We start from the raw sequence: 26,613 nt of genomic DNA on the forward strand, positions 1-26,613 counted from the left end.
AACCCGTGCAATGGTCCGGATTGGCCTTGACAGATGGGGGAGCACGGCCCCAAGTCCCGTGAGATTAGTCCTCAAAACCCTTGATTCCGGCTTAAAATGACCCCTGAAGCGCAAAAACCATCCCTTACAGTCGTGCTTTGTTCTCCGCGGGGCTTCTGCGCCGGGGTCGTGCGGGCCATCGACACCGTTGAACGCGCCCTGAAGCTCTATGGCGCGCCGGTCTATGTCCGTCACGAGATCGTGCATAACCGCTATGTGGTCGAAAGCCTGCGCGAAAAAGGGGCGATTTTCGTCGCGGAACTCAACGAAATTCCCGATACCGACGCGCCGGTGGTGTTTTCCGCCCACGGTGTGCCGAAGGCGATCCCGAGCGAGGCCGACAAGCGCAATTTCTTTACCTTGGACGCAACCTGCCCGCTGGTGACCAAGGTTCACCGCGAGGCGGCGATCCATTTCAAGCGCGGGCGTGAAATCATCCTGATCGGCCATGCCGGTCACCCCGAGGTGGTCGGGACCCTGGGTCAGCTGCCCAAGGACGCGGTGGTGCTCATTGAAACCATGGAAGCGGCCCGGACGTTCCAGCCGAAGGATGCGTCGAAGCTCGCTTTCGTGACCCAGACGACGCTGTCCATCGACGACACCAAGGAAATCGTCGCGGTGCTCAAGGAGCGCTTCCCGGATATCGACGGCCCGCACAAGGAAGACATCTGCTACGCCACGACCAACCGCCAGCTCGCGGTGAAGAAGGTCGCTCCGAACGTGGACGCGATGGTGGTGGTCGGCTCGCCGAACTCGTCGAATTCCCAGCGGCTGCGTGAAGTGGCCGAGCGGGAAGGTTGCACGCGCTCGGTGCTGGTGCAGCGCGCGTCCGAACTCGACTGGTCGATGTTCGACGGCATCGAGCGGCTCGGGATCACCGCGGGCGCTTCGGCGCCGGAAGTGATTGTCGAGGAAATCATGGATGCGTTTGCCGCTCACTACAAACTGAGCGTCGAAACCGTGTCTGCCGCACAAGAGAACGAATTCTTCCCGCTGCCGCGTCCGCTGCGGAACGACGCCGCGGAGTGATTTGCATATGGCGGTTTACACCGACGTCACCGCCGAAGAGCTTGCGGACTTCCTCTCCACGTACAACATCGGCGAAATGCTCTCCTACAAGGGCATCGCCGAGGGCGTGGAGAATTCCAACTATCTGCTCCACACCACCGCGGGCTATTTCTTCCTGACGCTCTATGAGAAGCGCGTCGCGGTGAACGATCTCCCGTTTTTTCTTGGTCTCATGGGGCATCTCGCGTCCCATGGCATCAATTGCCCTCAACCGGTGCTCAACAAGCAAGGCGAGGCGTTGAGCAGGCTCGCAGGACGGCCGGCGGCGATCATCGATTTTCTTGAGGGGGCGTGGCCGCGCAAGCCGAATGTTGCGCATTGCGGAGGCGTCGGCCAGGCTCTGGCGCAAATGCATCTCGCCGGCGCGGACTTTGCCATGTCGCGCGCCAATGCATTGTCTGTGCCGGGCTGGCGCGCGCTGTTTGATGCGGCGGCTCCCCGCGCCGACAGCGTGCAGCATGGGCTGCGCGCGCTGCTCGAGATTGAACTCGATCATCTCGAAAAGCATTGGCCGAGCTCGTTACCGCAGGGCGTGATCCATGCCGATCTTTTTCCGGATAACGCATTGTTCCTCAGCGAGAAGCTGTCCGGCCTGATCGATTTCTATTTTGCGTGCAACGACACGCTGGCCTATGACGTGGCCATCTGTCTGAACGCCTGGTGCTTTGAGAGCGATCATTCCTTCAATGTGACGAAGGCGCGCGCGTTTCTGAATGCGTACACACGTGAACGCAAATTGTCTGCGGCGGAGCAAGAGGCGCTGCCATTGCTGGCGCGGGGCGCCGCGATCCGTTTTCTGCTGACGCGGCTGGTGGATTGGCTCAACGTGCCGCCCGGCGCATTGGTCAAGCCGAAGGATCCGCTGGAATATGTCCGCAAGCTGAGATTTCATCAGAGCGTGACCAGCATGAGCGACTACGGCTTCGAGCATTCCGGGTTTGCCGCGTGAGCGACGCCAAGCTGCCACTCGTCACCATTTTCACCGATGGCGCCTGCTCCGGAAATCCGGGGCCGGGAGGGTGGGGCGCGATCCTGCGCTTCGGCGACGTCGAAAAGGAATTGAAGGGCGGCGAGAACCCAAGCACCAATAACCGCATGGAGTTGCTGGCGGCGATCTCCGCGCTTGAAGCACTGAAGCGGCCGGCGTCCGTCGATCTCACGACCGACAGTCAATATGTGCGCCAGGGCATTACCGGCTGGATTCATAACTGGAAGCGCAATGGCTGGCGCACCGCCGACAAGAAGCCGGTGAAGAACGTTGATCTGTGGCAGCGGCTGGATGCGGCTCTGAAAGAGCATGAGGTGCGCTGGCACTGGATCAAGGGCCATGCCGGCCACGCCGAGAATGAGCGTGCGGATCAACTCGCGCGCGACGGGCTGGCCGAGCACCGCGGCAGGTAAAATGGATTTCGCCCCGTGCGACCGGGCAATGGTCTCGGAAACGCAAATGCCCGGCACGAGGCCGGGCACAGCACAAACTATAGAATCCGGATCAGATCTGCTCGAGCAGCGTATCGCCGCCGGAGACTTCAACCTTGCCCGGAGCAGGCTCGAGATTGAGGATCTTCACTGCGCCGTCGTCCACCAGCATTGAATAGCGCTTCGAGCGGATGCCGAGGCCGTTACCGGAGGCATCGAGTTCGAGGCCGATCGCCTTGGTGAAGTCGGCGTTACCGTCCGCAAGGAAGACGGCTTCATCGCGCTGGTCGGTGTCGCGCTTCCAGGCGTTCATGACGAAAGCGTCGTTGACGGAGACGATCGCGATGGTGTCGACGCCCTTGCCCTTGATGGCATAGGCATTCAGGAAAATGCTCGGCAGATGCATCTTGTGGCAGGTGCCGGTATAGGCGCCGGGGACGGCAAACAGCGCGACCTTCTTGCCCTTGAAAATATCGTCGGTGGTTTTGACCTGAGGGCCTTCCTCGGTCATCACGCGAAATTTGGCCTCGGGCAGACGGTCGCCAACTTTAATCGTCATGGTCATTCTCCTTGGATCAATAAAGCAGTGTTTAAACGAGGTTGATGACAGGCACCACAGCCTTGCACGTCCCGACGCGCTTGGGACAGCAGTGAGTTAGTGCAGGGTGGTATTGAATTCGTAGGCTCCGTCCGAACCGACCAACGTCAGTTTCAGCGCAGCGCCGTCAGCGGTGGCGCCTGGGGGAAGGCCATCAAGATCGAAGCCGAAGCGCATGTAGCCCGACGCATCGCGTTCGATCAGCTTTGGAATCGGCAATGCCCAGTCGGCGGTCGGTCCTTCGACGAACAGGTCAACGTCTTTCTGATTGTCGGTCGCGGCAACGTCGACCTCGACATGTTTGTCAGTGCGCGTGACATCCAGCACCGTCAGAGGCCCGGCATCGCCGATTTTGGAGGGCTTTGGCACGGCGTCGAGCGCGGTGGTGATCACGCTGTCCTCGGTGCTGGCGACGCTGGCGAAGACGAGCTCAACATTTGCCTCGACCGGAACGCAGATCTTTTCGCAAACCGCATAGTCGATCGCCGCGCGCAATGTCACCGGCTTGTCAGCGTTCTTGGCGATGATCCGCAGCGGCAGGATAACTTGTTTCTGGTAGCCGAGGGACGTGCCTCCGGCCCCATCCGGGAATTTCTTTGGCGCCGGCCACAGGATTGTGACGGATTCGACGTTTTCGGATTTCGCAAAATCGATCCGCGGTGGCACACCCGAATCCCCGGGGGTCCGCCAATAGGTTTTCCAGCCTGGTTGCAGCTGGAAGGCGATGCCACCGAGAAAACCAGCACCGCTTCGGGAGCCCGCGATTAGTCGGACGGCGGAGTAGGTATCGTTCACCCAAGGTGAGGTGTCCTGCGCGCTTGCGCCCATCGACAGGAGGCAGGCGACCGTGGCACCGGCGAAACTTGAAATGCGCAGGGGAACTGTAAATGCCATACACGTCCTTACATGGCGAGGTACTGGTGTGGTGGTTCAGAAGTTCGCTCGATTGATCCCACGAGTCCTCCCAGCGAACTTCTGAACCTAAACCACACCAGAATCGTCAAATTTACCAGTGTCCGCTCGAATGCAAAGTTCACTACGGAGAGCACTGCACACCAGGTGAACTTTGCATTCGGGACACTGGTGAACCATTGAATTGCCCGTGATCGGGTCTTTTTCGCGACGGAAGAATAGCCGCGAGAACCATCAGGCGTTAGCTGTCTTAATGTACCGGACGCTTGATTGACAGAATTGACGCCCAATATCAGGATAATCGGACACGGTGAGAGTCGTTGGGAATGAACACCACGCGCAAAAAGCCGGTAAAGCTCGCCGCAAGTCGCAAGATGGCTGCCGATAGCGCGTACAATGCATCAAGCGGCTACCTTGACGGCCAATTGCTGATCGCCATGCCGGTGATGGACGATGAGCGTTTCGCGCGCTCGGTCATCTATGTTTGCGCCCATTCATCGGAAGGCGCCATGGGCATCATCGTCAATCGCCCGGCGGGGAGCATCGATTTCCCGCAATTGCTGATGCAGCTCGATATCATCGACAAGTCCGAGCATATCAAGCTTCCCGACAGCGCCGAGAGCATGAAGGTCATGAAGGGCGGCCCGGTCGACACCGGCCGCGGCTTCGTCCTGCACTCGAGCGACTTCTTCATCAAGAACGCGACGCTGCCGATCGATGATGGAATCTGCCTCACGGCGACCCTCGACATCCTGAAAGCTATCGCCGCCGGTGCCGGTCCAAAGCACGCGATCCTGGCGCTAGGATACGCCGGCTGGGCGCCGGGACAGTTGGAGAATGAGATCCAGCACAATGGTTGGCTGCATTGTCCCGCCGACCCCGACCTGATTTTCGGGCGTGACGTCGAGGACAAATACCGGCGTGCGTTGGACAAGATCGGGATCGATCTCGCCATGCTGTCCAACGAAGCGGGCCACGCCTAGCATCCGGACATGTGCCGGCGTGTGAAGCGCCAAACTTATCCTGGTAAATCTCAGGCGGAGCCGGATTCCGGCGCCGCGGCTGACTGGTCCTCTTGGGCCGGTGCAGTGGCGGGAGTTGCCGCCGGTGCCAGGAGCTTGCTGCGGAAGCTTTGCCGCCTTGTGCGCGTCTTCTGGACTTTCTCGCCGGTCAGAAGCCGCATGGTCGCATCCGCATCCATCGGCTCACCGAAAGCGAAGCCCTGGGCATATTCGCAGCCGAGTTGATAGAGCTCCACCGCATCGGAATCGGTCTCAGCCCCCTCGGCGACGACTTCCATGTTGAGGTCGTGCGCCAGTGCGACGATCGATTTTAACAGCACCGGCCGGGCGCCACGATTGGTGGTGCGCACGAACGACTGGTCGATCTTGATGGTGTCGAAGGGGAAGCGCTGCAGATACGCCAGCGAGGAATGCCCGGTGCCGAAGTCGTCGAGCGACAAGCCGACACCCAGTTCCTTGATCCGGTGCAGCATCTGCGCGGCGTGTTCGGGGTTTTCCATCACGAGGGATTCGGTCAGCTCCAGTTTGAGCGAGCCGCGGGTGACCGCCGAGCGCGAGAGGACGCCGCGCACGTCGTGGATCAGATCGTGGCGCAGCAACTGGCGCGATGACACGTTGACGCTGGCGAAGATCGGCTCCCGCGACCGCACCGCGCGCTGCCAGACCGCGAGCTGTTTGGCGGTGGTGTCCATGACAAACAGGCCGAGCTCGACGATCAGGCCGATCTCTTCAGCGATTGAAATGAACTCGTTTGGCGACATCCGGCCGAGCTTGGGGTGATCCCAGCGCGCGAGCGCTTCGAAGCCCGCGATGGCGCGATCTTCCAGCCGTACGATCGGCTGATACAGAATGGTAATTTCTTGCCGCTCGATGGCGCGGCGCAATTCTGATTCCAGCGTGAGGCGATCGGTTTTTCGGGCCCGCATGGCAGGCTTGTAGACATCGATACGGTCGCCGCCGATGCGCTTGGAATGATACATCGCAAGTTCGGCATCCTTGATGATTTCGTCGCTCAGCGGCGTCTGCGGGTCGCTGAGGGCCAACCCGATCGAGGCGGTGAGGAAGATCTCGCGCCCGTCGAAGGAGATCGGCGCGCGGATGGTCTTGCGAATGGTTTCGGCGAAGGCGGTGATCCGCGTCGACTCGTGTTCGGATGTGAGGATCAGGCCGAACTGATCGCCGGACAACCGCGCCAGGGTATCCTGCGGCTTGAGGATGCGCGTCAGGCGCCGTGCCAGCGTCAGCAGAATGGAATCGCCGACGGCGATGCCCACCGAGTCGTTCACCTGCTTGAAGCGATCCAGATCGATCACCATCACGGTCGGGCGCAGATTGGTGGACGACTTGGTGAAGGTTGACATCGCGCTGATGCGGTCGATGAAGATCTGGCGGTTGGGCAGGCCGGTCAGGTTGTCGTGCACGGAATCGTGCAGCAGCCGCTCCTCGGCGTTCTTGATTTCGGTGACATCGGTCAGCGTGCCGACAACGCGGGACACTTCACCATCAGAACCAACCACAGGGCGCGCCTTCAGCGCGAACCACATGAAGTGGCCGTCCGGTGTCCGCAGCCGGAAATCCTGCACCAGGCGGCCGCGGCGTTGATCGAGCACGCTGTCGAGCGCGGCGCGGAAGCGATCCTGATCAAGTGGATGAAGAACTTCGAGCCACTTTGCGGCAGGGCCTTCCAGGGCACCGCGCTTCAATCCGAGAAGTGCTTCGGTCTCGGGACTGGTGAAGACCTTGTCGGCGGACACGTCCCAGTCCCAGATCAGGTCGCCTGACCCTGTCAGCGCCAATGCGCGCCGCTCCATATCGGAGACGATCCCATTGGCTGCGCTGCCGCCGGCGAAGGCGTGTTGCATCACGGTAAAGCCGATCAGCATCACAATGAGGACAAGGCCGCCGAGCAGGGCAGGTCCAACGATGTCGTTGGTCACGCCGCCGGCGACCGTCATGCCTGCAGCGATGACCCAGACCACCAGCAGGAACCAGGTGGGGATCAGCAGCACCGCGCGGTCAAAGCCGTGGGTCGAGAGATAAACGATCAGGACGAAACCAAACACCGCGATCATCGCGAGCGAAATGCGCGCAATGCCTGACGCGACGGCGGGATCGAACAGAGCGAGGGCGACCAGCGCGCCGAGGAAGACGAGCCAGCCCATGGTGATGTGCGAGTAGCGCACGTGCCATCGAGACAAATTGAGATAGGCGAATAGAAACACGAGGAGCGTCGCCGCCAGCATGGCTTCACCAGAGGCGCGCCAGATGCGTTCCGCACCCGCTGACATATCGAAGACTTTGCCCCAGAACCCGAAGTCGACGCCGATATAGACCAGCACTGCCCATGCCAGCGCTGCGGCTGCAGGGAACATGATGCTGCCCTTCACCACGAACAGGATCGTCAGCACCAGCGCAAGCAGGCCGGAGATGCCGATGACGATGCCCTGATAAAGCGTGAAGGAGTTGACCTTGTCCTTGTAGGCTTCCGGCTCCCACAGATAGAGCTGCGGAATCTTGTCGGTGCGCAATTCGGCGACAAACGTGATCACGGCGCCCGGATCGAGGGTCACGCGGAAGATGTCGGCTGTCGCGCTGTCCTGACGTTCCGGACGGTCGCCGGTCGACGGCGTAATCGTCGCGATGCGCGACAGACCGAGATCGGGCCAGAGCAGACCGGACGAGACGATGCGATAGTGTGGCACCACGATCAGGCGATCGAGCTGATCGTCGGTGTTGTTGGTGAGCGCGAAGACGACCCAGTTCTGTCCGCCTTCGCGCGCGCGCACTTCGATGCGGCGCACGATGCCGTCAGTTCCGGGAGCGGTGGAGACTTGAATGCGGTCGGTGTCGCTGCGCTGGAACTCCAGCACACCGGTCAGATCAATGGCAGGCGCATCACTGCGGACGCTGATGGCATCAAGTGCATGTGCCGGTTCCACGGCGGCAAGCATCATCAAGCTGAGCGCAAGCAGCACAAAGCATCTGAACGAGCGCAAAGTCAGCTCTCCACGTTGGACGCGGCGGACCTCTCAGAGGTCCGCCGAATTGGAGCGCGATAAATGACACGAATATGAGGTGAATCAAAGGGTTTAGAGGTGTTCCGGTGCCTTAAACCGTGAGCACAATTTTGCCAATATGTTGGCTCGATTCCATTCGCGCATGGGCTTTTGAGGCCTCTTTCAGCGGGAATGTGCTGTCCATCAAGGGCTTGAGGCGGCCCTCCGCAATCCACGGCAGGACTTTGGCGTTAATAGCGGTGACCATGGCGGCCTTATCCTCGATGGAACGCGGGCGCAGCGTCGAGCCGGTATGATGCAAGCGCTTGATCATCAGCTTGGCGAAATTGGGCGTCGCCTTCGGTCCACCGAGAAACGCGATCTGAACAATGCGGCCTTCGATCGCCGCCGCATCGTAGTTGCGATCGATGTAATCGCCGCCGACCATGTCGAGAATGACGTTGGCGCCGACGTCGTTGGTGACGGCCTTCGTCTTGGCGACGAAATCCTCGGTCTTGTAGTTGATCGCAACGTCTGCGCCGAGCTTCAGGCAGGCATCGCATTTATCCTGCGAGCCGACAGTCACGATCACCTTGGCGCCGTGCGCTTTCGCCATCTGGATCGCGGTGGTGCCGATGCCGGAAGAGCCGCCGTGAATTAGCAATGTTTCACCGGGCTTCAGTCCGCCGCGTTCGAACACGTTGTGCCAGACGGTCATGAGTGTCTCTGGCGTGGCTGCGGCCTCGATCATCGAGAAGCCTTGCGGCACAGGCATCGCGTGCGTCTCATGGGTCAGGCAATATTCCGCATAGCCGCCGCCTGCCACGAGCGACATGACCTTGTCGCCGATCTTGTATTTCGTGGCGCCGTCGCCGAGCGCGACCACTTCGCCGGACACTTCGAGACCGGGCAGATCACTCGCGCCGGGCGGCGGCGGATAGCTGCCGCTGCGCTGTGCCACATCGGGACGGTTCACACCGGCGGCTGCGACCTTGATCAGAATCTGGTGCGGCCCCGGCGTCGGAACCGGGCGTTGCTCGGGGATGAGGACCTCGGGGCCACCGGGCTTGCTGATCGCGACGGCCGTCATTTGCGTGGGCAGCTTATCCATAGGTGAGGTCCTTGCGGCATCGGGGCTGGAGTTGAAAAATGGAACATGAGCTATAATCGCGCAGGAGACCGGAGGGAAGCATGCCCCGTGATGAAGATGACCGGCCGCGGCCGAAGATAACCCATGAGCTTGGGCAGGATCTGTCGCTGCTCTCGGTGGACGATATCGAGGCGCGCATCGCGCTGTTGATGGCGGAGATCGAGCGACTGAAGGCGGATGCAACGAAGAAGCGTGCGAGCCGCGATGCCGCCAACGCTTTCTTCAAAAGTTAAAGCGCTTCAAAAGTTAACGCGATGCGTCGGAACCAGCTTCATCGCAAAGGAACCGTAAAAGAAACCGTTCATTTACGAGGCATTAAGCTTTCGGGTTTATGACTTTGATCGTCCTTCTTTGGACACCGAGTGGCTCCTGTCCACTCTGTTTGACGCCTCCCTGTTATCAACTTTCAAAGCCGCCGGTCACGGCGGCTCTTTTTTTGCCTCGATGCAGGGACTGCCCGCGCTTTTCGTCGAACCAACGGGCGCGAGGCGAGTTTCCACTTTTGCGCTGGCGCTCTGGAAACCATATCTCGGCATTGTCGTTCAGCACGGCTGGACTCTCGGCCGCAGGCGCGCAATGATTTATTCATCATAAAAAAATCAGCATAACAGTGTGTGTGAGGCGTTAACCATGTCAGACCAGTCGTCGGGCGCAGCCGATCTCGTTCTCTTAAGTGAGCGGATCACCAATTCAGCCGCCTTCGGAGCCCTGTTCAAAGAGGGCATGGATCTGGTCGAAGAGACGGCCGCTTATCTTGATGGTGCCGGACGTGTTGAGGCCAAGGCGCTGGAGCGCCCTGTCAGCCTGACCTATGCGACCGAAAGTATGCGTTTGACCACGCGTTTGATGCAGCTAGCGTCGTGGCTGTTGCTGCACCGTGCGGTCAAGGAAGGCGAGATGACCTTGAGCCAGGCCAATCGGGAGAAGACGAAGGTCAAGCTGAGCGCAGCCGATCCCGGCAATGACGAATTGATCGGAAAACTGCCGGAACAATTGCAGGATCTGATTTCGCGCTCGATGGCGTTGCAGGCGCGCGTGCGCCGGCTTGATGCGACAATCCACACCCCGGCCAGCGAGCACATGGCTATCGGCAATCCGTTGGTGCCGCAGATGAACCTGTTGAAGGCTGCTTTCGAGCGGTAAGCTGTTTCCCTCCTGATGCCGTCTTACAGCGGCATCAGGAGGAGTTCGTTTACACGCAATGAAGCCGTTCACGGTCACTTCGCCGGCGCGAAATCGAACTTGCCGGGCTGAACGAGGAAGAACAGGCATTCGGTTTTCGAGAGACACTCCGTCACGTGCGGCTCTTCACCGGTCTGAAACCAGTAAGACCCTTGAGGAAGCGGGACAGCTTTGGCCCCTGGGGCATGGTTGGCGCCGACACCCTTGATGACCACGGCGTAGTAGTCCTGGGTATGGGTATGGGCGGGACTGACGAAGCCCGCCGGCATACGCAGGAAGGTCCCGTGACGGCCTTTCTGCAGGTTTCCATAAGCCGGCCCAGCGAGCAGTTCGCCCTTGTCGGTCTTAATCCCCGTGTTGACGAACTTGATCTGATCGGCCGGCGTGCTGACCGAGGGACCCTCGTGGGTCGGGTGAGGCGCGCCTTGTGCGGCTAATTTTGACACGCCGGTAGCGAGCAGCATCAAGCCAGCGGCAGTCGCGATAGCCGTCTTGCTCTTAAACATCGAGTATCTCCATTCAGAAGCATCCGGGCTCTACGGCCCGGCATGAACGAGGATGGACTATTCCAAAGTCGAGAATAATATGGGGATTTAGAGAGTATGACTTCCATAAAACGGAAGTTGTCTGAGCCGGCGGGACCTCATGGATCGCTTTGAAGCCATAGCAACCCTGATCGCCGCGGTGGACGGCGGAAGCCTGACAGCTGCGTCGAAGGCGCTCGGCGTACCTTTGCCGACGGTCAGTCGGCGGGTGTCGGATCTGGAGAATTTGCTTGGTTCTCAACTCGTGGTGCGGACGACACGAAAGCTTGTCCTCACCGAAGCCGGGAGCGCGTTTCTTGCCTCGGCGCGCCGTGCACTGGAGGAACTGACCGAGGCCGAACGTGCTGCGTCAGGCGAATATCGGGCGCCACGCGGAGAACTCTTGGTCACCGCGCCAATTATGTTCGGCTCGCTCAACGTCGCGCCGATCGTGCATGACTTTCTTGCCGCCTATCCTGATGTCACCGTCAGGCTGGTTTTGTCGGACGTCGTGATCGATCTGGTCGACTCTCACGTTGACGTTGCGGTGAGGATTGGCCCTTTGCCGGACAGCGCCTTGGTTGCTCGGCGTGTCGGTGAGATCCGATGGCTGGTGTGCGCTAGCCCGGAATATCTCAGCCGTCGTGGCGAGCCACACGTGCCTGCCGATCTTTCGCATCATGACTGCATCGCGTTCGAGGGCTTGCAGCGATACCGCGAGTGGTCCTTTCGCGATCTCAAAGCCATGCAGCAGTTCAACATAACGCCTCGCTTCTCGGTCAACACAGCCGACGGTGTCATCGGCGGCGCTGTCGCTGGCATCGGTGTCGCGCGTGTGATGTCTTACCAGGCAGCCACCAGCGTTCGCGAGGGAACGCTGGTTCCGATATTGCGGGACTATGAGCCGCCAGGAATACCCGTGCACCTCGTGCACGCCTCGCCCCCGCAACAACAGCCCCTCAAATTGCGGGCGTTCCTCGATTATGTCGGTCCGCGCCTTCAGGAGAGATTGCGTAAGATCGCGGAGATCTTCGAGCAGGAACGGAGCGTCGATGAGTTGACCGGCCGAACCCCGGTCGGTTCTCGATAGAACCTGTGCTTCCCCCTTCAGAAACGAAAAATGCCCCGGCCGATACCGGGGCATTTTCGTATGCAGAGGCGAAGAAGGATCAATCCTTCTTGAGGAAGCCCGAAAACTTCTTCTGGAAGCGCGACACGCGACCGCCGCGGTCGAGAATCTGCTGGGTTCCGCCGGTCCAGGCCGGATGCGACTTGGAATCGATGTCCAGGTTCAGCGTGTCGCCTTCCTTGCCGTAGGTCGAGCGGGTGAGGTATTCGGTCCCGTCGGTCATGACGACCTTAATCGTATGATAATCCGGGTGAATTTCGGCTTTCATGGCAAATCCTCTGGCGCCGCGCGCCCACAGATCAGAAATGTTGGGAACGAATTTGAGGGCTCTATATCGCAGGATGGCCCTTGAAACAAGCGGGGAACGTTCATTTGCCAGCGCGCGCCATGGGGCCTATTTGAAGGCCTTCTAAACAATGCCGCGGCGGGACTTGATGAGCGTAGCTGAAAGACTTGAAGAGCAGGCAGCAGGCGGTACGGCTGGACGTCCGCCGGAACCGGCGGGCGCGAAGACGGCGCCTGCGACCGGTCCGGCTTTGGAGCCTTCACCGGCCACCGACGCCTCGAAGCGGCCCCGCCTGAAGCTGCGGCCGCTGATGGCGCTCCTGCCCTATGTCTCACGCTACCGCGGGCAGGCCTTTGCCGCGCTGATTGCACTCATCGTAGCCTCGGCCGCGACCCTCGCCGTGCCGCTTGCCGTGCGCCGGATGATTGATTTCGGCTTCAGTCCGGAAGGCGTGGCGCTCATCAACAGCTACTTCGCCGTCATGATCGCGGTGGTCGCCGTCCTCGCGGGCGCCAGCGCCATGCGGTACTACCTTGTCATCACGTTGGGCGAACGCATTGTCGCCGATTTGCGGCGCGATGTGTTCAATCATCTGACGTCGCTCTCGCCATCCTTCTTCGACACCGCGCACAGTGGCGAACTGGTGTCGCGTCTGACGGCAGATACCACTCAGATCAAGTCCGCCGTGGGCGCCTCGGTGTCGATTGCGCTTCGCAACCTTGTCTTGTTCATCGGCGCGTCAGCCATGATGGTCGTGACAAGCCCCAAGCTGTCCGGCTTTGTGCTGGCGGTGATCCCGCTGATCGTGCTGCCGCTGGTCGCGTTCGGCCGCCGGGTGCGAAAATTGTCGCGCGGTGCGCAGGATACCCTTGCCGATGCATCGTCCTACGCCTCCGAGTTGATCGGTGCGATCCGCACGCTGCAGGCTTTCACCAACGAACGTCTGGCGCAGGCACGTTTCGGCGGAGAGGTCGAGCGGGCCTATCAGGCGGCGCGCAACTCGACGGGAGCGCGGGCGTATCTCACCGCGATTGTGATCTTCCTGATCTTTGCAAGCGTGGTGGCGATCTTGTGGATCGGTTCGCATGACGTGCTGACCCATCAGATCAGTGCCGGTCGCTTGGGCCAGTTCGTGCTGTACGCTGCATTCGCAGCAGGCGCGCTCGGTGAGCTCAGCCAGGTCTGGGGTGAAATCTCGCAGGCCTCCGGCGCCTCAGAGCGGTTGTTCGAAATTCTTCGCATCAAGCCGGACATCGCGCCGCCGGTGAATCCGCGCGCGCTGCCGGTGCCGCCGCGCGGCGACGTGACGTTCGAAAATGTTCGTTTCGCTTACCCGACGCGGCCTGAACACTTTGCGGCCGATGGCGTTTCATTCGCGGTGCGCGCAGGCGAGAAGGTCGCCGTTGTTGGCCCGTCCGGGGCCGGCAAGAGCACTCTGTTCCACTTGCTGCTTCGTTTCTACGATCCCGCCAGCGGTTCGATCTCGGTGGATGGCGTGCCGATCCGCGAGGCGGACCCGCGCGAGATCCGTGCGCGCATTGCACTCGTCCCGCAGGACTCCACGGTCTTCGCGGCTACCGCCCGCGAGAATATTCGCTTCGGACGGCCGGACGCGACCGATGCCGAGGTCGAGCGCGCTGCGGAACTGGCGCATGCCACGGAATTCATCACCCGGCTCCCCGAAGGTTTTGAAACCCAGCTTGGAGAGCGCGGCGTGACGTTGTCGGGCGGCCAGCGTCAGCGCGTGGCCATCGCGCGTGCCATTCTGCGCGATGCTCCGCTGCTGCTGCTTGATGAGGCAACCTCGTCGCTGGATGCGGAAAGCGAAACCCTGGTGCAGACCGCGTTGGAAGATCTGATGAGCCACCGCACCACGCTGGTCATCGCGCATCGTCTGGCGACGGTGTTGTCGTGCGATCGTATTCTCGTGATGGAAAACGGCCGGATCGTCGAGCAGGGCACTCACGCCGCGTTGGTCGCAGCCAACGGTCTCTATGCTCGTCTTGCCCGCTTGCAGTTCGAAGGCGTGTGAGCCAATTACGGCTTCCACGCCATGCCGTAGACAAGCCGACCTGAGACCGGATTGACGTCGTCATGGGTGTGGCGAAATCCGTTGCGCGTATAGAAGCGGATGGCGCGGGCATTGTCGGTGTTGACCAGCAAGGTGATGCCTTCGGGCGACATCAGCTTGGCTTCCGTCATCAGCACATTCCCGAGATCCGAGCCCCAGGACTCAGGATCGACGACGAGCTGATCGAGATATCCGGTTTGATCGATGGTGACGAAGCCAACGATGCTGGCGGCTTTCTCGGCGACGATAATGCGGGCCGACGGGGCAAGTTCGTTGCGCCAGCGGATACGCCAGGTGTCGAGACGCGCCGAAAAATCGATGGACGGATAGGCCTGCTGCCAGGTGCGAAACCACAATTCGATCACCGCGTCTTCGTCAGTATTGCGGTAGGGTCGCAGAGTGAACGCAGAGGACATGATGTCTTTCAGTTAGCGAAATATCTCGCGGGTTACCGTTCGGTGAGCTTGAGTTCGATACGGCGATTACGTTTGAAAGCTTCTTCGGTTTTTTCGGGATCAAGCGGCTGGAATTCGGCAAACCCTGCGGCGACCAGTCGCTGGGCTGGCACGCCCAGAGAGACAAGATATTGCACAACGGAAATGGCGCGCGCCGATGACAGCTCCCAGTTTGATTTGAACTGCGGGCTTGCAATCGGCCGCACGTCGGTGTGGCCATCGACGCGCAGGACCCAGGCAATCTCCGATGGAATCTGCTTGTCGAGATCGATTAGTGCTGCGGCAAGCTTGTCGAGCTCGGCACGGCCTTCCGGCAGGAGGGTTGCTTGTCCGGTGTCAAAAAAGATTTCCGACTGAAAGACGAAGCGATCGCCGACCACGCGGACATCCGGCCGATTGCCGAGAATGGTTCGGAGCTTTCCGAAAAACTCAGACCGGTAACGGGAGAGTTCCTGGACCCGTTGCGCCAGGGCGACGTTCAGGCGCTGGCCGAGATCGGCAATCTTGCCTTGGGATTCCTTGTCGCGCTTCTCCGAGGCATTGAGAGCCTCTTCAAGGGCCGCGAGCTGGCGGCGCAATGCGCTGATTTGTTGATTGAGGACCTCGACCTGGGCAAGCGCGCGGGCAGAAATCTGCTTTTCGGAATCCAGCGCCTTGCCGAGTTCGGTGGCGCGGCCAGTGGCATCCGCGCCGGCGCCTGCGAGGCCGTTATACAATCCTTTGATGCGATCGCGCTCGCCTTCCGCCGAGGCGAGGCCTGCCCGCATCTGCGAAACCTGGTCCTCGAGGTTGAGCTTGCCGAGTTTCTCCAGCGACAGCAGATCGTTGAGTTGCGCGATCTGTGCGTTCAGGCGCTCCAGCGCCTTGTCCTTGCCAGTCACTTCCTGCGAGAGGAAAAACTGCACGACGAGAAAGACCGACAGCAGGAACACGATGGCGAGCACGAGCGTCGACAATGCGTCGACAAAGCCCGGCCAGTAGTTGAAACCGCTGTCGTTGCGACGTGAACGCGAGAGCGCCATAGCCTGCTATCCTTTAATCTCGGCGGTACTAGTTCTTCTCGGGCTGCTTTGCGATGCGCTCCAGAAGACCCTTGATCTCACGATTTTGCTCGCCCTGGCCGTCGGCCCATTCACGGATCAGTTGCTGCTCCGTTCGCATGTGATGAACGAGGCCCTGAATGGCTTCCGCGAGATTGGCCATCGCGGTTGTGGTCGCTTTGGTTGATCCCATTTCCTCGACGGCGATGTGCAGCCGATCGAGCACAGGCTTCAACTCGGGCGATACGGCGGCATGAGAATGACCATCTGCAGCATATTCCTGGACGGTTTCGGCCAGCCAGTCTTCGAGATCAGTGTAGAAACGATTCTGCGCCTGGCTCGATTGCAGATCGAGAAAGCCCAGGATGAGCGAACCGGCAAGGCCAAACAGCGAGGACGAAAAGGAGATGCCCATGCCGCCAAGTGGCGCAGCGAGGCCCTCCTTCAACGTATCGAACACCGAGCCGGCGTCCCCGCCGACCTTGAGGCCTTCAATGACCTTCCCGACGGAGCCGACGGTTTCGATCAGGCCCCAGAAGGTGCCGAGCAGGCCGAGAAACACCAGCAGGCCGGTCATGTAACGGGACAGGTCGCGTGCTTCATCGAGGCGCGTTGCAATGGAATCGAGCAGGTGCCGCATGGTCTGCTGCGAGATGCTCATGCGTCCGCCGGTGCGGTGGCTGAGGATGGCCGCCATCGGTGCCAACAGCCTAGGCCGGCGATCAACAGCGAGACCGGGGTCGGAGATACGGAAGCTGTTGACCCAGGAGATTTCCGGATAGAGGCGGATCACCTGCCGGAAGGCCAGGATGATGCCGATGGCCAGCACACCGCCGATCAGTGCATTGAGGCCCGGATTGGCCAGAAATGCCAGCCAGATCTGTTTGTAGAGGACGACGACGATCAATCCGCACAGGATCAGAAAGACCAGCATCCGGACCAGAAAAATTCGCGGCGTTGAGAGCTTGGTAACGTCTAGATTGGCCGTGCTGCCGGATACGGAAGGTTTCGCCATGTCGGGACCGTCATCCTTGTCTGGAGAAGATGTCAGCCACCAATATGGCACAGCGGCGGCGGGAGAAAAGGCGCGATCGCCACCTAGCGACCCGAATCCGAAGTTCGCCTCATAGTGCAGCGCACCTCGTCGCGACTTTGCATTCGAAAGGACACCGGTACCTACGATTCTCGTGTGGTTTAGGTCAGAAGGTCGCTTGAATCGCGCGCGAAAAATGACGCGGACTTCTAAACCACCACCAGAGACGAGGTTGGGAACCTCACCGGCTATTTCAGCGCTTGTTGTGCGCAAGCGAACAGGCTCGATTGCCATCGTCGTCGGTGACGCAGTCGAGCTGGTATGTGACAGCCGTGTGCAGGCTGGAAAAATATACGCTTGGCCGTTAACGCCTAGCCCAGAGGCTTGAGAATCTTCACCAGCTCGCGCTGGACGATCTCATTGCCGCAGACAACATGGCCGGTGGCCATCGCCGTATCGCCGCCCTCGATGCCGCTGACAACGCCGCCGGCTTCGCGCACCATGACCAATCCGGCTGCAATGTCCCACGGCTGCAGATTTCGTTCCCAATAGCCGTCGAGACGGCCTGCCGCGACAAATGCGAGGTCGAGCGATGCCGCCCCGAAGCGGCGCAAGCCGGCCACGCGATTTTGCATCTCGGTCATTTCACGGCGTGACAACTCATGGTCGCCGCGGCCGATATGCGGCAGCCCGCAGGCGACGACGCATTCATTCAACTGCTTGCGCCCGGCGACGCGCAGGCGTGTGTCGTTCAGGAAGGCGCCTTTGCCGCGCTCGGCAATGTAGAGCTCGTCATTGGCAGGGTTATAGATCACGCCGGCGACCATCACGTCTTCGCGCTGCAAGGCAATCGAGATCGCGAACTGCGGGATGCCGTGCAGAAAATTCGTGGTGCCATCGAGCGGATCGACAATCCAGGTGTTGGATTTGTCGGTGCCTTCGCGCGTACCGCCTTCCTCGCCGAGGAAGCCATAGCCCGGCCGTGCCTTGGTGAGATCTTCATAGAGAATCTCCTCGGCGCGCTTGTCCGCGGCGGAAACGAAATTCGCCGGTCCTTTCAGCGACACCTGCAGGTTTTCGATCTCGCCGAGATCGCGCTTGAGGCTGCGGCCGGCGCGGCGCGCGGCTTTGACCATGACGTTGATGAGCGCTGAATGAAGCATGGACTCGATTTAATCGACCTGTGAGGCGAGGTCTGGACAAGAGGAGAGGTAAGGTTGGTGAGGATGCTTGGCGTCAAAGCGGATTGGCGTCAAGGGTATTGAATCATCGCGACTTTACTTGGTCCCGAACCACTTTTTCGCGGCTTCTTCGGCTTTTTTTTGAATTTCCGGCGGTTGCTGGGCAAATTGTGCGTCGAGGTCGGGGTCGCCGTTTCCGGCCGTTTTGGCTACCAGATGCCAGCGGAAGCCGTTCACCTTATCCACCGGCACGCCGATTCCGTCGACCAGAATGCGGGCAAGCCGGTTTTGCGCGATCGGGCTGTTCTGGCGCGAGGCCCGGTTGAGGAGGGCGACAGCCGTTGGAATGTCCTTGGGTGTTCCGGTGCCGTTAAAGAGCGCAATGGCGTATTCGACTTCGGCATCGATGTTGTCGACCATCGCGGCTGCACGCATCAGCCGTGCCGCTTCGGTGAGGTCCTTTTCGACGCCGCGGCCTTCCTTGTAAAAGGTGGCCAGCGCGTATTGGGCTTCAGGATTGCCGGCGTCCGCGGCCTGACGAAACAATTCCGCAGCGCGTTTCAGGTCCTGCGGAAAGGTCTGGCCTTCGAGATAGAGCAGACCAAGATTATAGGCCGCCGCTGCCTTGCCCAGTTTGGCTGATGCCGCGAGCAGCCGGGCTCCTTCCTCGCGATTGGCCGGCCCGCCGCGCCCGGCGATTTTCATCATGGCAAGCGCGAACATGGCTTCGCGGTCACCGCGATCCGCCGCCTGTTTATACCATTCGGCGGCCTTGGTATCGTCGCGCTTGATCCCGAGCGCGTTGGAATAAAGTTCGCCCAGCAGCGTCATCGATTTGGGATCGCTGGTTTCCTGCACGCGCTTCATCGCAAGGTTAAACGCGGTTCGATAGAGGCCCATTTGATAGGCGCCATAGGCGGCATCGACATTGGGATTGTCGGCCGCGGGTGCCGGAGTTGCAGCCTTGGACGACGCATCCTTCTTTTGTGCCGGAGGTGATGATGGCTTCGGCGCGGCCTCATCTGCCTTGGGAGCCTGCGGCTTCGGTGCAGCTTTGGCTTTCGGTGCGGGAGCCTTTGCTTTCGGCGCGCTTTTTGGCTTCTCGGGGGGAGGCGGTTGCTTCATGCCGGGCGGCGTTAATGAAATCTGTGCCGACGCACCTGTGGCAAGTGCCGCGGCGACAATGGCCGACGCAAGGCATCTTGCAAAAACCTTCGCGTAAGAAGGCGTCGACATCCGGTCTATTCCTCTTCGACCGTGGTGTGTCCGAACGCCTCGCCAAAACTTTGCCTGACGATATTCGCGGCTTCGACAAGCGCCGCGCGCGGACCACGCTCATCTTGCCAGATGAAATCGCTGATCAGGATGAAATCGGCTCCGGCCGATGCGAACAGGCCGGCTTCTTCCTTCGTTGCGGCAAAGCCGACGCAGGGCGGCTCGAAGACTTCCGCCCACCATTGCAGGCGCTCGAAGACGGCGTCGGCCGAGGGGCGTTCGCCGTTCGCGTCAGGCTCGCCAAACAGCACGTAGTCGGCTCCCGCTTCCCCCGCGACCATGGCGTCATGGCGTGTGCTTAGTCCGCCGATACCGACGATGCGGTCCGGCTTCAGCGTCGGCATGGCCTCCTGCATCGCGTCCAGGCCGGTCAGATTGGCGCCGTCTGCCCCGGCGCGTGCCACCAGCGTCGGGTGTCCGTCGAGCAGCAATGCTGCGCCGGCCTTTTGAATGGCCGGAGCCAGGGCTTTCACGCGCTGGATCATGCTGCGTTCATCGGAAGGTGCGAGCCTGAGCAGAACGGCCGCAACGTCTGCAGCCGTCAGCAGGTCGGGCAGGCTGGCCAGCAGTTGTGCGGGGTCGGTGACCGGAAGCGTCGCAAGGTAGAGCCTTGGCGCGGGTCGGGGCGGAACAGGTTTGGTGGCCATGATGTCGGTGTGATGCCCCCGGACTGCGGCCAAAAAAGGGGCGGGATATCTCCCGCCCGTTTGTAATGGTTAGGCGATTTTCGGGTTGAGTTCGCCCGAAGCGTAACGTTTCGCCATCTCGGCGGTGGTGAGCACGCGCTTGATCTTGCTGGCCTGGCCCGCGGTGTTGAACTCCTGCAGACGCTGCTTGCAGAGCTTGGTCATCGCTTCCATGGCCGGCTTCAGGTATTTGCGCGGATCGAACTCGCTCGGGTGCTCGGTCAGCACCTTTCGGATCTGGCCGGTCATCGCCATGCGGTTGTCGGTATCGATGTTGATCTTGCGCACGCCATTCTTGATGCCGCGCTGGATTTCTTCCACCGGAACACCCCAGGTCGGCTTCATCTGTCCGCCGAACTTGTTGATGATGTCCTGCAGGTCCTGCGGGACCGACGAGGACCCGTGCATCACAAGGTGGGTGTTCGGCAGCTTGCGGTGGATTTCCTCGATGACGTTCATCGCCAGAATGTTGCCGTCCGGCTTGCGGGTGAATTTGTAGGCGCCGTGCGACGTGCCCATGGCAATCGCCAGCGCATCGACCTTGGTCTCTTGCACGAACTTCACGGCTTCGTCGGGATTGGTCAGAAGCTGGTCGTGGGAGAGCTTGCCTTCGGCGCCGTGGCCGTCTTCCTTGTCACCCATGCCGGTTTCGAGAGAACCCAAAACGCCGAGCTCGCCTTCCACGGAAATACCGCCGAGATGAGCCATGTCGGTCACGGTCTTGGTCACGCCGACGTTGTAAGCCCAGTCGCCGGGAGTCTTGCCATCGGCTTTCAACGAACCGTCCATCATCACCGACGTGAAGCCGGCCTGAATGGCGGTCATGCAGGTCGCGGGCTCATTGCCGTGATCGAGATGCACGCAGACCGGAATTTGCGGATGGATCTCCGTCACCGCGTCCATCATGTGCCTGAGCATCACGTCGTTGGCGTAAGAGCGCGCGCCGCGCGACGCCTGGATGATGACCGGCGCGTCGAGCGAGCTGGCGGCGTCCATGATCGCAAGCGCCTGCTCCATGTTGTTGATGTTGAAGGCCGGGACCCCGTAGTCGTGTTCTGCTGCGTGATCCAGCAATTGGCGCAAGGTGATGCGAGCCATCTGTTCTCTCCAACTGTGAGTGTGGCGCTCTTGATGGCGCCAGCGTGAACTTCAAATGAAAAGGGCGCCGGTTTAATGACCGGCGCTACCCGTCCTCAAAACCTCGACGCCCGGCAAAGGTTTCCCTTCCATCCATTCGAGGAATGCGCCGCCTGCGGTCGAAACGTAGGTGAAATCCTTGGCCACGCCTGCGTGGTTCAGCGCCGCCACCGTATCGCCGCCGCCGGCGACCGAGATCAGCTTGCCGGCCTTGGTCCGCGCCGCGGAATGCTTTGCGGCCTGCACGGTGCCGCGGTCGAACGGCGCCATCTCGAATGCACCCACCGGGCCATTCCAGACCAGGGTTGCGGCATCGTCGATCGCTGCGTTGATGCGTTCGACCGACAGCGGGCCGACGTCGAGGATCATGCCGTCGTGGGGAATCGCGTCGAGGCCATACGCATGCGACGGCGCGTTTGCCTCGAAATGGTAGGCGACGATCGCGTCGACCGGCAGGATGATCGCGCAGTTTGCACTTTCGGCCTTCTCAAGAATGCGCTGCGCGGTGGCAGCGAGATCCTTCTCGCACAGCGACTTCCCGACGTTGATGCCCTGGGCGTGCAGGAAGGTGTTGGCCATGCCGCCGCCGATCACGAGCGCATCGACCTTGGAAACGAGATTTTCCAGAAGGTCGATCTTGGTCGAGACCTTGGAGCCGCCGACAATGGCAATCACGGGATGAGTTGGCGCTTCGAGCGCCTTGCTCAGCGCGTCGAGCTCGGCCTCCATGGTTCGCCCGGCATAGGCCGGCAGCACATGACCGAGACCTTCGGTCGATGCATGAGCACGGTGAGCGCAGGAAAACGCGTCGTTGACCCAGATATCGCCGAGCTTCGCCAACTCCGCGACGAATGCCGGATCATTCTTTTCTTCGCCTTTATGAAAACGGGTGTTCTCAAGGCAGAGAATTTCACCGTCCTTCATCGCCGCGACGGCCTTTTGCGCCACCTCGCCAACGCAGTCGGAGGCGAACTCGACGTGACGCAGCAGAACGTAGCCGAGCGCAATCGCGACCGGCTTGAGCGATTCCTTCGGGTCCGGTCCCTTGGGCCGTCCGAAGTGGGCAAGGATGATGACCTTGCCGCCCTTCTCGGACAGTTCAATGATCGTCTTGGCGATCCGTTGCAGCCGCGTGGTGTCGGACACGCGGCCATTGTCCATCGGAACGTTGAGGTCCACGCGCAACAGCACGCGCTTTCCCTTTACGTCGACGTCGTCGAGGGTACGAAAACCGGACATCAGAACTCGTTGCGACTGCTGGATGTCTTAACTGATCAGAGCAACTTGCCCATCGCGGCTGCCGTATCCGACATACGATTGGAGAAGCCCCACTCGTTATCGTACCACGACATCACGCGCACCAGCGTGCCGTTCTGCACCTTGGTCTGGTCGAAGGCGAAGGTCGACGAGCTGGCGTCGTGGTTGAAGTCGATCGACACGTTCGGATCGCTGGTGGTGCTCAGGATGCCCTTCAGCTCCTGCGCAGCCGCACGCTTCATCGCGTCGTTGATCTCTTCCTTGGTGGTGGCCTTCTTGGCAATGATCTTGAGATCGACCACGGAGACGTTCGGGGTCGGCACGCGGATCGCGACGCCGTCCAGCTTGCCGTTGAGTTCGGGAAGCACCAGGCCGATCGCCTTCGCCGCACCCGTCGATGTCGGGATCATCGACAGCGCTGCCGCGCGGCCGCGATAGAGATCCTTATGCATGGTGTCGAGGGTCGGCTGGTCGCCGGTGTAGGCGTGAATCGTCGTCATAAAGCCGGTTTCGATGCCGACGGTATCGTTCAGCACCTTGGCGACAGGGGCGAGGCAGTTCGTGGTGCACGACCCGTTCGAGACGACGAGATGATTCTTGGTCAGCTTGTCATGGTTGACGCCGTACACGATGGTTGCGTCTGCGCCGTCCGCCGGTGCCGACACCAGCACGCGCTTGGCGCCTGCGGTGAGGTGGGCTGAAGCCTTGTCCTTCGCGGTGAAGATGCCGGTGCATTCCATCGCGATGTCAATGCCGAGTTCCTTCCATGGCAAGGTGGAAGGGTCCTTCACGGCGGTGACCTTGATCTTGCCGTTGCCGAGGCTGATCGAGTCGCCCTCGACCGTTACTTCGCCGGGAAAGCGGCCATGGACCGAGTCATAGCGGAGCAGATGGGCGTTGGTCTCGACCGGGCCGAGATCGTTGATGGCAACCACCTGGATGTCCGTGCGCTTGGATTCATAGATTGCGCGCAGAATGTTACGGCCGATACGCCCAAATCCATTGATCGCGACCCGGATTGCCATTCACCTTCTCCTCGACGTTCAAAAAATGACGATTTTCGGGGCAGTTTTTGCCCCGAATGGCGTTGTCTTGCAATCTCCCGAAAATTGAATGTTCCGGAAGGGTTATCAGGCCTTCAGCCGGGCCTGGGCGGCGTCCGCAACGGCGTCCGGGGTGATCCCGAAGTGCCGGTACAGTTCCTTATATGGGGCGCTGGCGCCGAATCCGCTCATGCCGACGAAAATGCCATCCATGCCGATGATGGCGTCCCAGCCCTGACGAATCGCCGCTTCCACGGCAATCTTGACCGGAGCGTTACCGATGATCGCGGCCTTTTTGGTGGCGGGCAGTTCGAGCAGGCGATCCATGCACGGCACCGAGACCACCCGCGTCGGAATGCCGCGCGCAGCAAGCAGCTTCTGCGCGTCGACCGCCAGAGAGACTTCCGAGCCGGACGCAAAGATCGAGACCTTCGCCTCGCCGTCCGACTTCGAAATTTCGTAGGCGCCATCGGCGCATTTGTTGTTGGCGTCGTTCGCCAGGCGAAGCTGCGGCAGATTCTGGCGGGTCAGCGCCAGTACGCTCGGGCGATCTTTCGATTCCAGTGCGAGCTGCCAGCATTCCAGCGTTTCCACCGTATCGCAGGGGCGGAACACATCGCAGTTCGGAATCGCGCGCAGGGCGGCGAGATGTTCGACCGGCTGATGGGTCGGGCCGTCTTCGCCAAGACCGATCGAGTCATGGGTCAGAACGTGGATCACACGTTCGCCCATCAGCGCGGCAAGGCGCAGCGCCGGACGCAGATAGTCCGAGAACACGAGGAACGTTCCCGAATACGGGATCAGGCCACCGTGCAGGGCGATGCCGTTCATCGCGGCGGCCATGCCGTGCTCGCGGATGCCGTAATTGACGTAGCGCCCGCCGTAATTGTTGGCGGAGATCGCGACCATGCCTTTGACGCGGGTGTTGTTGGAGCCGGTCAAGTCGGCGGAGCCGCCGATCATTTCGGGAACCGCTGCACAAAGCACTTCGAGCGCCTGTTCGGATGCGGTGCGCGTGGCGATGTCCTTCGGAGCAGCGGCAAGCGCTGCCTTCATTCCGGCCACGGCATCGGCGAGCGCCTTCGCAGGCAAATCGCCCTTCACGCGGCGTTCGAACTCCGCACGTGCGGCGGAATCCTTCGCCGACAGCCGCTTGCTCCACTCGGCCCGCGCCTTGGCGCCACGCGATCCCGCGTCACGCCAGGCACCGAGAATGTCCTGCGGAATTTCGAACGGCGGTGCATCCCAGTTGAGGTTCTTGCGCGCGCCGGCGATTTCCTCGGCGCCGAGCGGCGAGCCGTGTGATTTTTCCGAACCCGCCTTGTTCGGCGCGCCGAAACCGATCGTGGTCTTGCATGCGATCAGGGTCGGACGATCGGACTTCTGAGCGCGCGAGAGCGCGTCTGCAATCGCTTTCGGATCATGACCGTTGACGCGCTCGGCCGCCCAGCCGGCGGCCTCGAAGCGCTTCACCTGATCGACTGAATCCGACAGGGAAATCGCGCCGTCGATCGAGATGCCGTTGTCGTCGAACATCACGATCAGCTTGTTGAGCTTGAGATGCCCAGCAAACGCAATGGCTTCCTGGCTGATGCCTTCCATGAGGTCACCGTCGGATGCGAGCACATAGGTATAATGATCGACAACGTCGCCGCTGAAATCCGCCGCCATGCGGCGCTCGGCAAGCGCCATACCGACAGCGGTTGCGATGCCCTGGCCCAGCGGTCCGGTGGTTGTCTCGATGCCCGGCGTGACGAAGTTTTCAGGGTGGCCCGGCGTCAGGGAACCCAGCTGGCGGAAATTCTTGATCTGTTCGATCGTCATCGTCTCGTTGCCGGTCAGATACAGCAGCGCATACAGCAGCATCGAGCCGTGGCCGGCGGACAGAACAAAGCGATCACGGTCCGGCCACGCCGGATCCTTCGCATCAAATTTGAGGAATTGCGTAAACAGCACGGTGGCCACGTCGGCCGCGCCCATAGGCAGGCCAGGGTGACCGGATTTGGCCTTCTCGACCGCATCCATGGCGAGAGCCCGGACCGCATTGGCCATACGGGAGGGGTCGACGTGCGTAGTCATGAATATCCGCCTGAGATTCGGAGTGTGGGGAGCCCGCGTCTGTGGAGAGGACGCGGTCAAAAGACCGTCATATGCGGTGGATAGCACCTGAAAACCCGAGAGTCCAAGGGCATTGGGCACTGCAACCAAGCGGCCTCTTCGCTTTGTGTGCATAGCTCGCACCGCACATTGCGCTTCCCTCGGGAGGGACGTAAATTTCCTCGCCTAAATGCTTGCTGGTCCGCTGCTTTTGCGTCACCAGAGCAGAAAAAAGGCTGCTGTCCCGCTATGACCGATCGCAGTGCCAAGGGCCTCAACAATTCCGATCCCGCCACGTCCGGGCCAAGCGACATCGAACTCGCCACCCGGCGTCTTGCGGCCGCCCTCGATGGCCTCGAAAGCGCGGTTGAACGCCGTCGCGAGGCTGATAATGCGCATGATGAAATGGCGGCCCAGATTCAGGCGTTGGGCAACGACCGTTCGCGGTTGGCTCACGAGCTCGATGGCACATTGGTGCGGTCCCGCACGCTTGAACGGACCAACCGTGAAATCGCCCAGCGCCTCGATGTGGCAATCGACACTATTCGTTCGGTCATCGATTCCGGAGAGCCGGCATGAACCACGTCAATGTCACCATCAACGGCCGGCAGTATCGCATGGCCTGCGAGCAGGGCCAGGAAACGCGGCTGTTAAGGCTCGCGGAAAATCTGGAATCGCGCATCGCAAGTCTTCGCACCAAGTTTGGCGAGATCGGCGATCAGCGTCTCACCGTCATGGCGGCGTTGATGGTCGCTGATGAATTGGTCGATTCCGGCCAGCGCATCCGTGGCCTCGAGGAAGAGCTCGTGGCGTTGCGCGACGTGCGGGTGGTCGCGGCTGAACGTGCCCGCGTGACGCAGACGGCGGTGGTGAACGCATTGAATTCCGCATCGGATCGCATTGAGAAGATGACCCGCGAGCTCAACCGCCCGTCGCACAACGGTGTCGCGATCGGGTGAGAGTTCGTCGCCGACCCGCGCATGTCCCGAATTCAAAGTTCGCCTCGTATTGCG

26 protein-coding genes are annotated in these 26,613 nt (G+C 60.9%); 10 read left to right on the forward strand and 16 right to left on the reverse strand.

Going from position 1 to position 26,613, the window contains the following annotated elements; translation table 11 throughout:
• Positions 1-96 precede the first annotated feature (96 nt).
• Genes ispH through rnhA form a run of 3 tightly spaced genes read left to right on the forward strand, consistent with a single transcriptional unit; the run spans position 97 to position 2,508 of the window.
• Entirely contained in the window at positions 97-1,068 is a 972-nt protein-coding gene (gene ispH / locus ACP0KA_RS13040) for a 4-hydroxy-3-methylbut-2-enyl diphosphate reductase (protein ID WP_424629192.1), read from the forward strand.
• Between the two features lie 7 nt (positions 1,069-1,075).
• Positions 1,076-2,056, forward strand: coding sequence for a homoserine kinase (locus ACP0KA_RS13045; RefSeq protein WP_424629193.1), 981 nt, complete (start codon positions 1,076-1,078; stop codon positions 2,054-2,056).
• Positions 2,053-2,508 (forward strand): ribonuclease HI, encoded by a 456-nt coding sequence (gene rnhA, locus ACP0KA_RS13050; protein ID WP_424629194.1) that lies wholly within the window; start codon positions 2,053-2,055, stop codon positions 2,506-2,508. The genes ACP0KA_RS13045 and rnhA overlap by 4 nt, the downstream gene beginning before the upstream one ends.
• Before the next feature lie 91 nt (positions 2,509-2,599).
• Here the strand turns inward: rnhA and ACP0KA_RS13055 are convergent, their stop codons facing one another.
• Positions 2,600-3,085, reverse strand: coding sequence for a peroxiredoxin (locus ACP0KA_RS13055; protein WP_424629195.1), 486 nt, complete (start codon positions 3,083-3,085; stop codon positions 2,600-2,602).
• A 96-nt stretch (positions 3,086-3,181) separates the two neighbouring features.
• Positions 3,182-4,018 (reverse strand): protein-disulfide reductase DsbD domain-containing protein, encoded by an 837-nt coding sequence (locus tag ACP0KA_RS13060; RefSeq protein ID WP_424629196.1) that lies wholly within the window; start codon positions 4,016-4,018, stop codon positions 3,182-3,184.
• Positions 4,019-4,362: 344 nt separating this feature from the next.
• On the opposite strand from ACP0KA_RS13060, the gene ACP0KA_RS13065 reads away from it, so the two are divergent.
• Positions 4,363-5,019: a YqgE/AlgH family protein gene (locus ACP0KA_RS13065; RefSeq protein ID WP_424629197.1), complete on the forward strand. Its 657-nt coding sequence runs from the start codon at positions 4,363-4,365 to the stop codon at positions 5,017-5,019.
• 50 nt (positions 5,020-5,069) lie between these two features.
• On the opposite strand, the gene ACP0KA_RS13070 is transcribed toward ACP0KA_RS13065, so the two are convergent.
• Together ACP0KA_RS13070 and ACP0KA_RS13075 are read right to left on the reverse strand one after the other, a co-directional pair.
• The gene (locus ACP0KA_RS13070) at positions 5,070-8,054 is read right to left on the reverse strand and encodes an EAL domain-containing protein (protein WP_424629198.1); all 2,985 of its coding nucleotides are present in this window, start codon (positions 8,052-8,054) and stop codon (positions 5,070-5,072) included.
• Between the two features lie 112 nt (positions 8,055-8,166).
• Positions 8,167-9,165, reverse strand: a complete 999-nt coding sequence (locus ACP0KA_RS13075; RefSeq protein ID WP_424629199.1) for an NAD(P)H-quinone oxidoreductase — start codon at positions 9,163-9,165, stop codon at positions 8,167-8,169.
• Between the two features lie 80 nt (positions 9,166-9,245).
• On the opposite strand from ACP0KA_RS13075, the gene ACP0KA_RS13080 reads away from it, so the two are divergent.
• Both ACP0KA_RS13080 and ACP0KA_RS13085 read left to right on the forward strand, forming a co-directional pair.
• On the forward strand, positions 9,246-9,437 hold the full coding sequence (locus tag ACP0KA_RS13080) for a DUF1192 domain-containing protein (RefSeq protein WP_424629200.1): 192 nt from the start codon (positions 9,246-9,248) through the stop codon (positions 9,435-9,437).
• Positions 9,438-9,834: 397 nt separating this feature from the next.
• Positions 9,835-10,347 carry a DUF1465 family protein gene (locus ACP0KA_RS13085; protein ID WP_424629201.1) on the forward strand — a complete coding sequence of 171 codons (513 nt, stop codon included), beginning with the start codon at positions 9,835-9,837 and terminating at the stop codon, positions 10,345-10,347.
• Between the two features lie 74 nt (positions 10,348-10,421).
• Here the strand turns inward: ACP0KA_RS13085 and ACP0KA_RS13090 are convergent, their stop codons facing one another.
• Positions 10,422-10,892 carry a DUF4437 domain-containing protein gene (locus tag ACP0KA_RS13090; protein WP_424629202.1) on the reverse strand — a complete coding sequence of 157 codons (471 nt, stop codon included), beginning with the start codon at positions 10,890-10,892 and terminating at the stop codon, positions 10,422-10,424.
• Positions 10,893-11,031: 139 nt separating this feature from the next.
• Between ACP0KA_RS13090 and ACP0KA_RS13095 the strand changes: the two genes are divergently transcribed.
• Complete coding sequence (locus ACP0KA_RS13095; RefSeq protein ID WP_424629203.1) at positions 11,032-12,000, forward strand: LysR substrate-binding domain-containing protein; 969 nt, start codon at positions 11,032-11,034, stop codon at positions 11,998-12,000.
• Between the two features lie 79 nt (positions 12,001-12,079).
• Here ACP0KA_RS13095 and rpmE read toward each other — a convergent pair whose 3' ends face one another.
• Positions 12,080-12,307: a 50S ribosomal protein L31 gene (gene rpmE, locus ACP0KA_RS13100; RefSeq protein WP_002717151.1), complete on the reverse strand. Its 228-nt coding sequence runs from the start codon at positions 12,305-12,307 to the stop codon at positions 12,080-12,082.
• Positions 12,308-12,473: 166 nt separating this feature from the next.
• On the opposite strand from rpmE, the gene ACP0KA_RS13105 reads away from it, so the two are divergent.
• A complete protein-coding gene (locus tag ACP0KA_RS13105) occupies positions 12,474-14,357 on the forward strand; it encodes an ABC transporter ATP-binding protein/permease (RefSeq protein WP_424629204.1) in 1,884 nt (627 codons plus the stop codon).
• Between the two features lie 5 nt (positions 14,358-14,362).
• Here the strand turns inward: ACP0KA_RS13105 and ACP0KA_RS13110 are convergent, their stop codons facing one another.
• The 10 genes from ACP0KA_RS13110 to tkt form a co-directional block, all read right to left on the reverse strand.
• On the reverse strand, positions 14,363-14,812 hold the full coding sequence (locus tag ACP0KA_RS13110) for an N-acetyltransferase family protein (RefSeq protein WP_424629205.1): 450 nt from the start codon (positions 14,810-14,812) through the stop codon (positions 14,363-14,365).
• Between the two features lie 32 nt (positions 14,813-14,844).
• Complete coding sequence (locus tag ACP0KA_RS13115) at positions 14,845-15,873, reverse strand: peptidoglycan -binding protein (RefSeq protein ID WP_424629206.1); 1,029 nt, start codon at positions 15,871-15,873, stop codon at positions 14,845-14,847.
• A gap of 28 nt (positions 15,874-15,901) precedes the next feature.
• Positions 15,902-16,906, reverse strand: a complete 1,005-nt coding sequence (locus tag ACP0KA_RS13120; RefSeq protein WP_424629207.1) for a flagellar motor protein MotA — start codon at positions 16,904-16,906, stop codon at positions 15,902-15,904.
• Positions 16,907-17,295: 389 nt separating this feature from the next.
• Positions 17,296-18,087, reverse strand: a complete 792-nt coding sequence (locus ACP0KA_RS13125; protein ID WP_424629208.1) for an inositol monophosphatase family protein — start codon at positions 18,085-18,087, stop codon at positions 17,296-17,298.
• 114 nt (positions 18,088-18,201) lie between these two features.
• Positions 18,202-19,341 (reverse strand): tetratricopeptide repeat protein, encoded by a 1,140-nt coding sequence (locus ACP0KA_RS13130; RefSeq protein ID WP_424629209.1) that lies wholly within the window; start codon positions 19,339-19,341, stop codon positions 18,202-18,204.
• Positions 19,342-19,346: 5 nt separating this feature from the next.
• Positions 19,347-20,027, reverse strand: coding sequence for a thiamine phosphate synthase (locus ACP0KA_RS13135; protein WP_424629210.1), 681 nt, complete (start codon positions 20,025-20,027; stop codon positions 19,347-19,349).
• A gap of 69 nt (positions 20,028-20,096) precedes the next feature.
• Positions 20,097-21,164, reverse strand: a complete 1,068-nt coding sequence (fba, locus tag ACP0KA_RS13140; protein ID WP_424629211.1) for a class II fructose-bisphosphate aldolase — start codon at positions 21,162-21,164, stop codon at positions 20,097-20,099.
• Positions 21,165-21,236: 72 nt separating this feature from the next.
• On the reverse strand, positions 21,237-22,442 hold the full coding sequence (locus ACP0KA_RS13145; RefSeq protein WP_424629212.1) for a phosphoglycerate kinase: 1,206 nt from the start codon (positions 22,440-22,442) through the stop codon (positions 21,237-21,239).
• A 35-nt stretch (positions 22,443-22,477) separates the two neighbouring features.
• Entirely contained in the window at positions 22,478-23,485 is a 1,008-nt protein-coding gene (gap, locus tag ACP0KA_RS13150) for a type I glyceraldehyde-3-phosphate dehydrogenase (RefSeq protein WP_424629213.1), read from the reverse strand.
• A 105-nt stretch (positions 23,486-23,590) separates the two neighbouring features.
• Positions 23,591-25,582 carry a transketolase gene (gene tkt, locus ACP0KA_RS13155; RefSeq protein WP_424629214.1) on the reverse strand — a complete coding sequence of 664 codons (1,992 nt, stop codon included), beginning with the start codon at positions 25,580-25,582 and terminating at the stop codon, positions 23,591-23,593.
• A gap of 267 nt (positions 25,583-25,849) precedes the next feature.
• Between tkt and ACP0KA_RS13160 the strand changes: the two genes are divergently transcribed.
• Positions 25,850-26,179 carry a DUF4164 domain-containing protein gene (locus tag ACP0KA_RS13160; RefSeq protein WP_424629215.1) on the forward strand — a complete coding sequence of 110 codons (330 nt, stop codon included), beginning with the start codon at positions 25,850-25,852 and terminating at the stop codon, positions 26,177-26,179.
• Positions 26,176-26,559, forward strand: a complete 384-nt coding sequence (locus tag ACP0KA_RS13165) for a cell division protein ZapA (RefSeq protein WP_424629216.1) — start codon at positions 26,176-26,178, stop codon at positions 26,557-26,559. Before ACP0KA_RS13160 ends, ACP0KA_RS13165 begins: the two co-directional genes overlap by 4 nt.
• Positions 26,560-26,613 lie beyond the last annotated feature (54 nt).

It is taken from the genome of Bradyrhizobium sp. SYSU BS000235 (assembly GCF_049747295.1).
Lineage (GTDB): Bacteria > Pseudomonadota > Alphaproteobacteria > Rhizobiales > Xanthobacteraceae > Afipia.

Excerpts from the sequence above, each read along its gene's own strand:
- ACP0KA_RS13145 (WP_424629212.1), bottom strand. The coding sequence starts at position 22,442 with ATGTCCGGTTTTCGTACCCTCGACGACGTCGACGTAAAGGGAAAGCGC.
- ACP0KA_RS13130 (WP_424629209.1), bottom strand. The coding sequence starts at position 19,341 with ATGTCGACGCCTTCTTACGCGAAGGTTTTTGCAAGATGCCTTGCGTCG.
- ispH (WP_424629192.1), top strand. The coding sequence starts at position 97 with ATGACCCCTGAAGCGCAAAAACCATCCCTTACAGTCGTGCTTTGTTCT.
- tkt (WP_424629214.1), bottom strand. The coding sequence starts at position 25,582 with ATGACTACGCACGTCGACCCCTCCCGTATGGCCAATGCGGTCCGGGCT.
- fba (WP_424629211.1), bottom strand. The coding sequence starts at position 21,164 with ATGGCTCGCATCACCTTGCGCCAATTGCTGGATCACGCAGCAGAACAC.
- ACP0KA_RS13135 (WP_424629210.1), bottom strand. The coding sequence starts at position 20,027 with ATGGCCACCAAACCTGTTCCGCCCCGACCCGCGCCAAGGCTCTACCTT.
- ACP0KA_RS13095 (WP_424629203.1), top strand. The coding sequence starts at position 11,032 with ATGGATCGCTTTGAAGCCATAGCAACCCTGATCGCCGCGGTGGACGGC.
- ACP0KA_RS13090 (WP_424629202.1), bottom strand. The coding sequence starts at position 10,892 with ATGTTTAAGAGCAAGACGGCTATCGCGACTGCCGCTGGCTTGATGCTG.
- gap (WP_424629213.1), bottom strand. The coding sequence starts at position 23,485 with ATGGCAATCCGGGTCGCGATCAATGGATTTGGGCGTATCGGCCGTAAC.
- ACP0KA_RS13085 (WP_424629201.1), top strand. The coding sequence starts at position 9,835 with ATGTCAGACCAGTCGTCGGGCGCAGCCGATCTCGTTCTCTTAAGTGAG.
- ACP0KA_RS13165 (WP_424629216.1), top strand. The coding sequence starts at position 26,176 with ATGAACCACGTCAATGTCACCATCAACGGCCGGCAGTATCGCATGGCC.
- rpmE (WP_002717151.1), bottom strand. The coding sequence starts at position 12,307 with ATGAAAGCCGAAATTCACCCGGATTATCATACGATTAAGGTCGTCATG.
- ACP0KA_RS13075 (WP_424629199.1), bottom strand. The coding sequence starts at position 9,165 with ATGGATAAGCTGCCCACGCAAATGACGGCCGTCGCGATCAGCAAGCCC.
- ACP0KA_RS13080 (WP_424629200.1), top strand. The coding sequence starts at position 9,246 with ATGCCCCGTGATGAAGATGACCGGCCGCGGCCGAAGATAACCCATGAG.
- ACP0KA_RS13110 (WP_424629205.1), bottom strand. The coding sequence starts at position 14,812 with ATGTCCTCTGCGTTCACTCTGCGACCCTACCGCAATACTGACGAAGAC.
- ACP0KA_RS13065 (WP_424629197.1), top strand. The coding sequence starts at position 4,363 with ATGAACACCACGCGCAAAAAGCCGGTAAAGCTCGCCGCAAGTCGCAAG.
- ACP0KA_RS13055 (WP_424629195.1), bottom strand. The coding sequence starts at position 3,085 with ATGACGATTAAAGTTGGCGACCGTCTGCCCGAGGCCAAATTTCGCGTG.
- ACP0KA_RS13060 (WP_424629196.1), bottom strand. The coding sequence starts at position 4,018 with ATGGCATTTACAGTTCCCCTGCGCATTTCAAGTTTCGCCGGTGCCACG.
- ACP0KA_RS13115 (WP_424629206.1), bottom strand. The coding sequence starts at position 15,873 with ATGGCGCTCTCGCGTTCACGTCGCAACGACAGCGGTTTCAACTACTGG.
- ACP0KA_RS13160 (WP_424629215.1), top strand. The coding sequence starts at position 25,850 with ATGACCGATCGCAGTGCCAAGGGCCTCAACAATTCCGATCCCGCCACG.
- ACP0KA_RS13105 (WP_424629204.1), top strand. The coding sequence starts at position 12,474 with ATGAGCGTAGCTGAAAGACTTGAAGAGCAGGCAGCAGGCGGTACGGCT.
- ACP0KA_RS13045 (WP_424629193.1), top strand. The coding sequence starts at position 1,076 with ATGGCGGTTTACACCGACGTCACCGCCGAAGAGCTTGCGGACTTCCTC.
- ACP0KA_RS13125 (WP_424629208.1), bottom strand. The coding sequence starts at position 18,087 with ATGCTTCATTCAGCGCTCATCAACGTCATGGTCAAAGCCGCGCGCCGC.
- ACP0KA_RS13120 (WP_424629207.1), bottom strand. The coding sequence starts at position 16,906 with ATGGCGAAACCTTCCGTATCCGGCAGCACGGCCAATCTAGACGTTACC.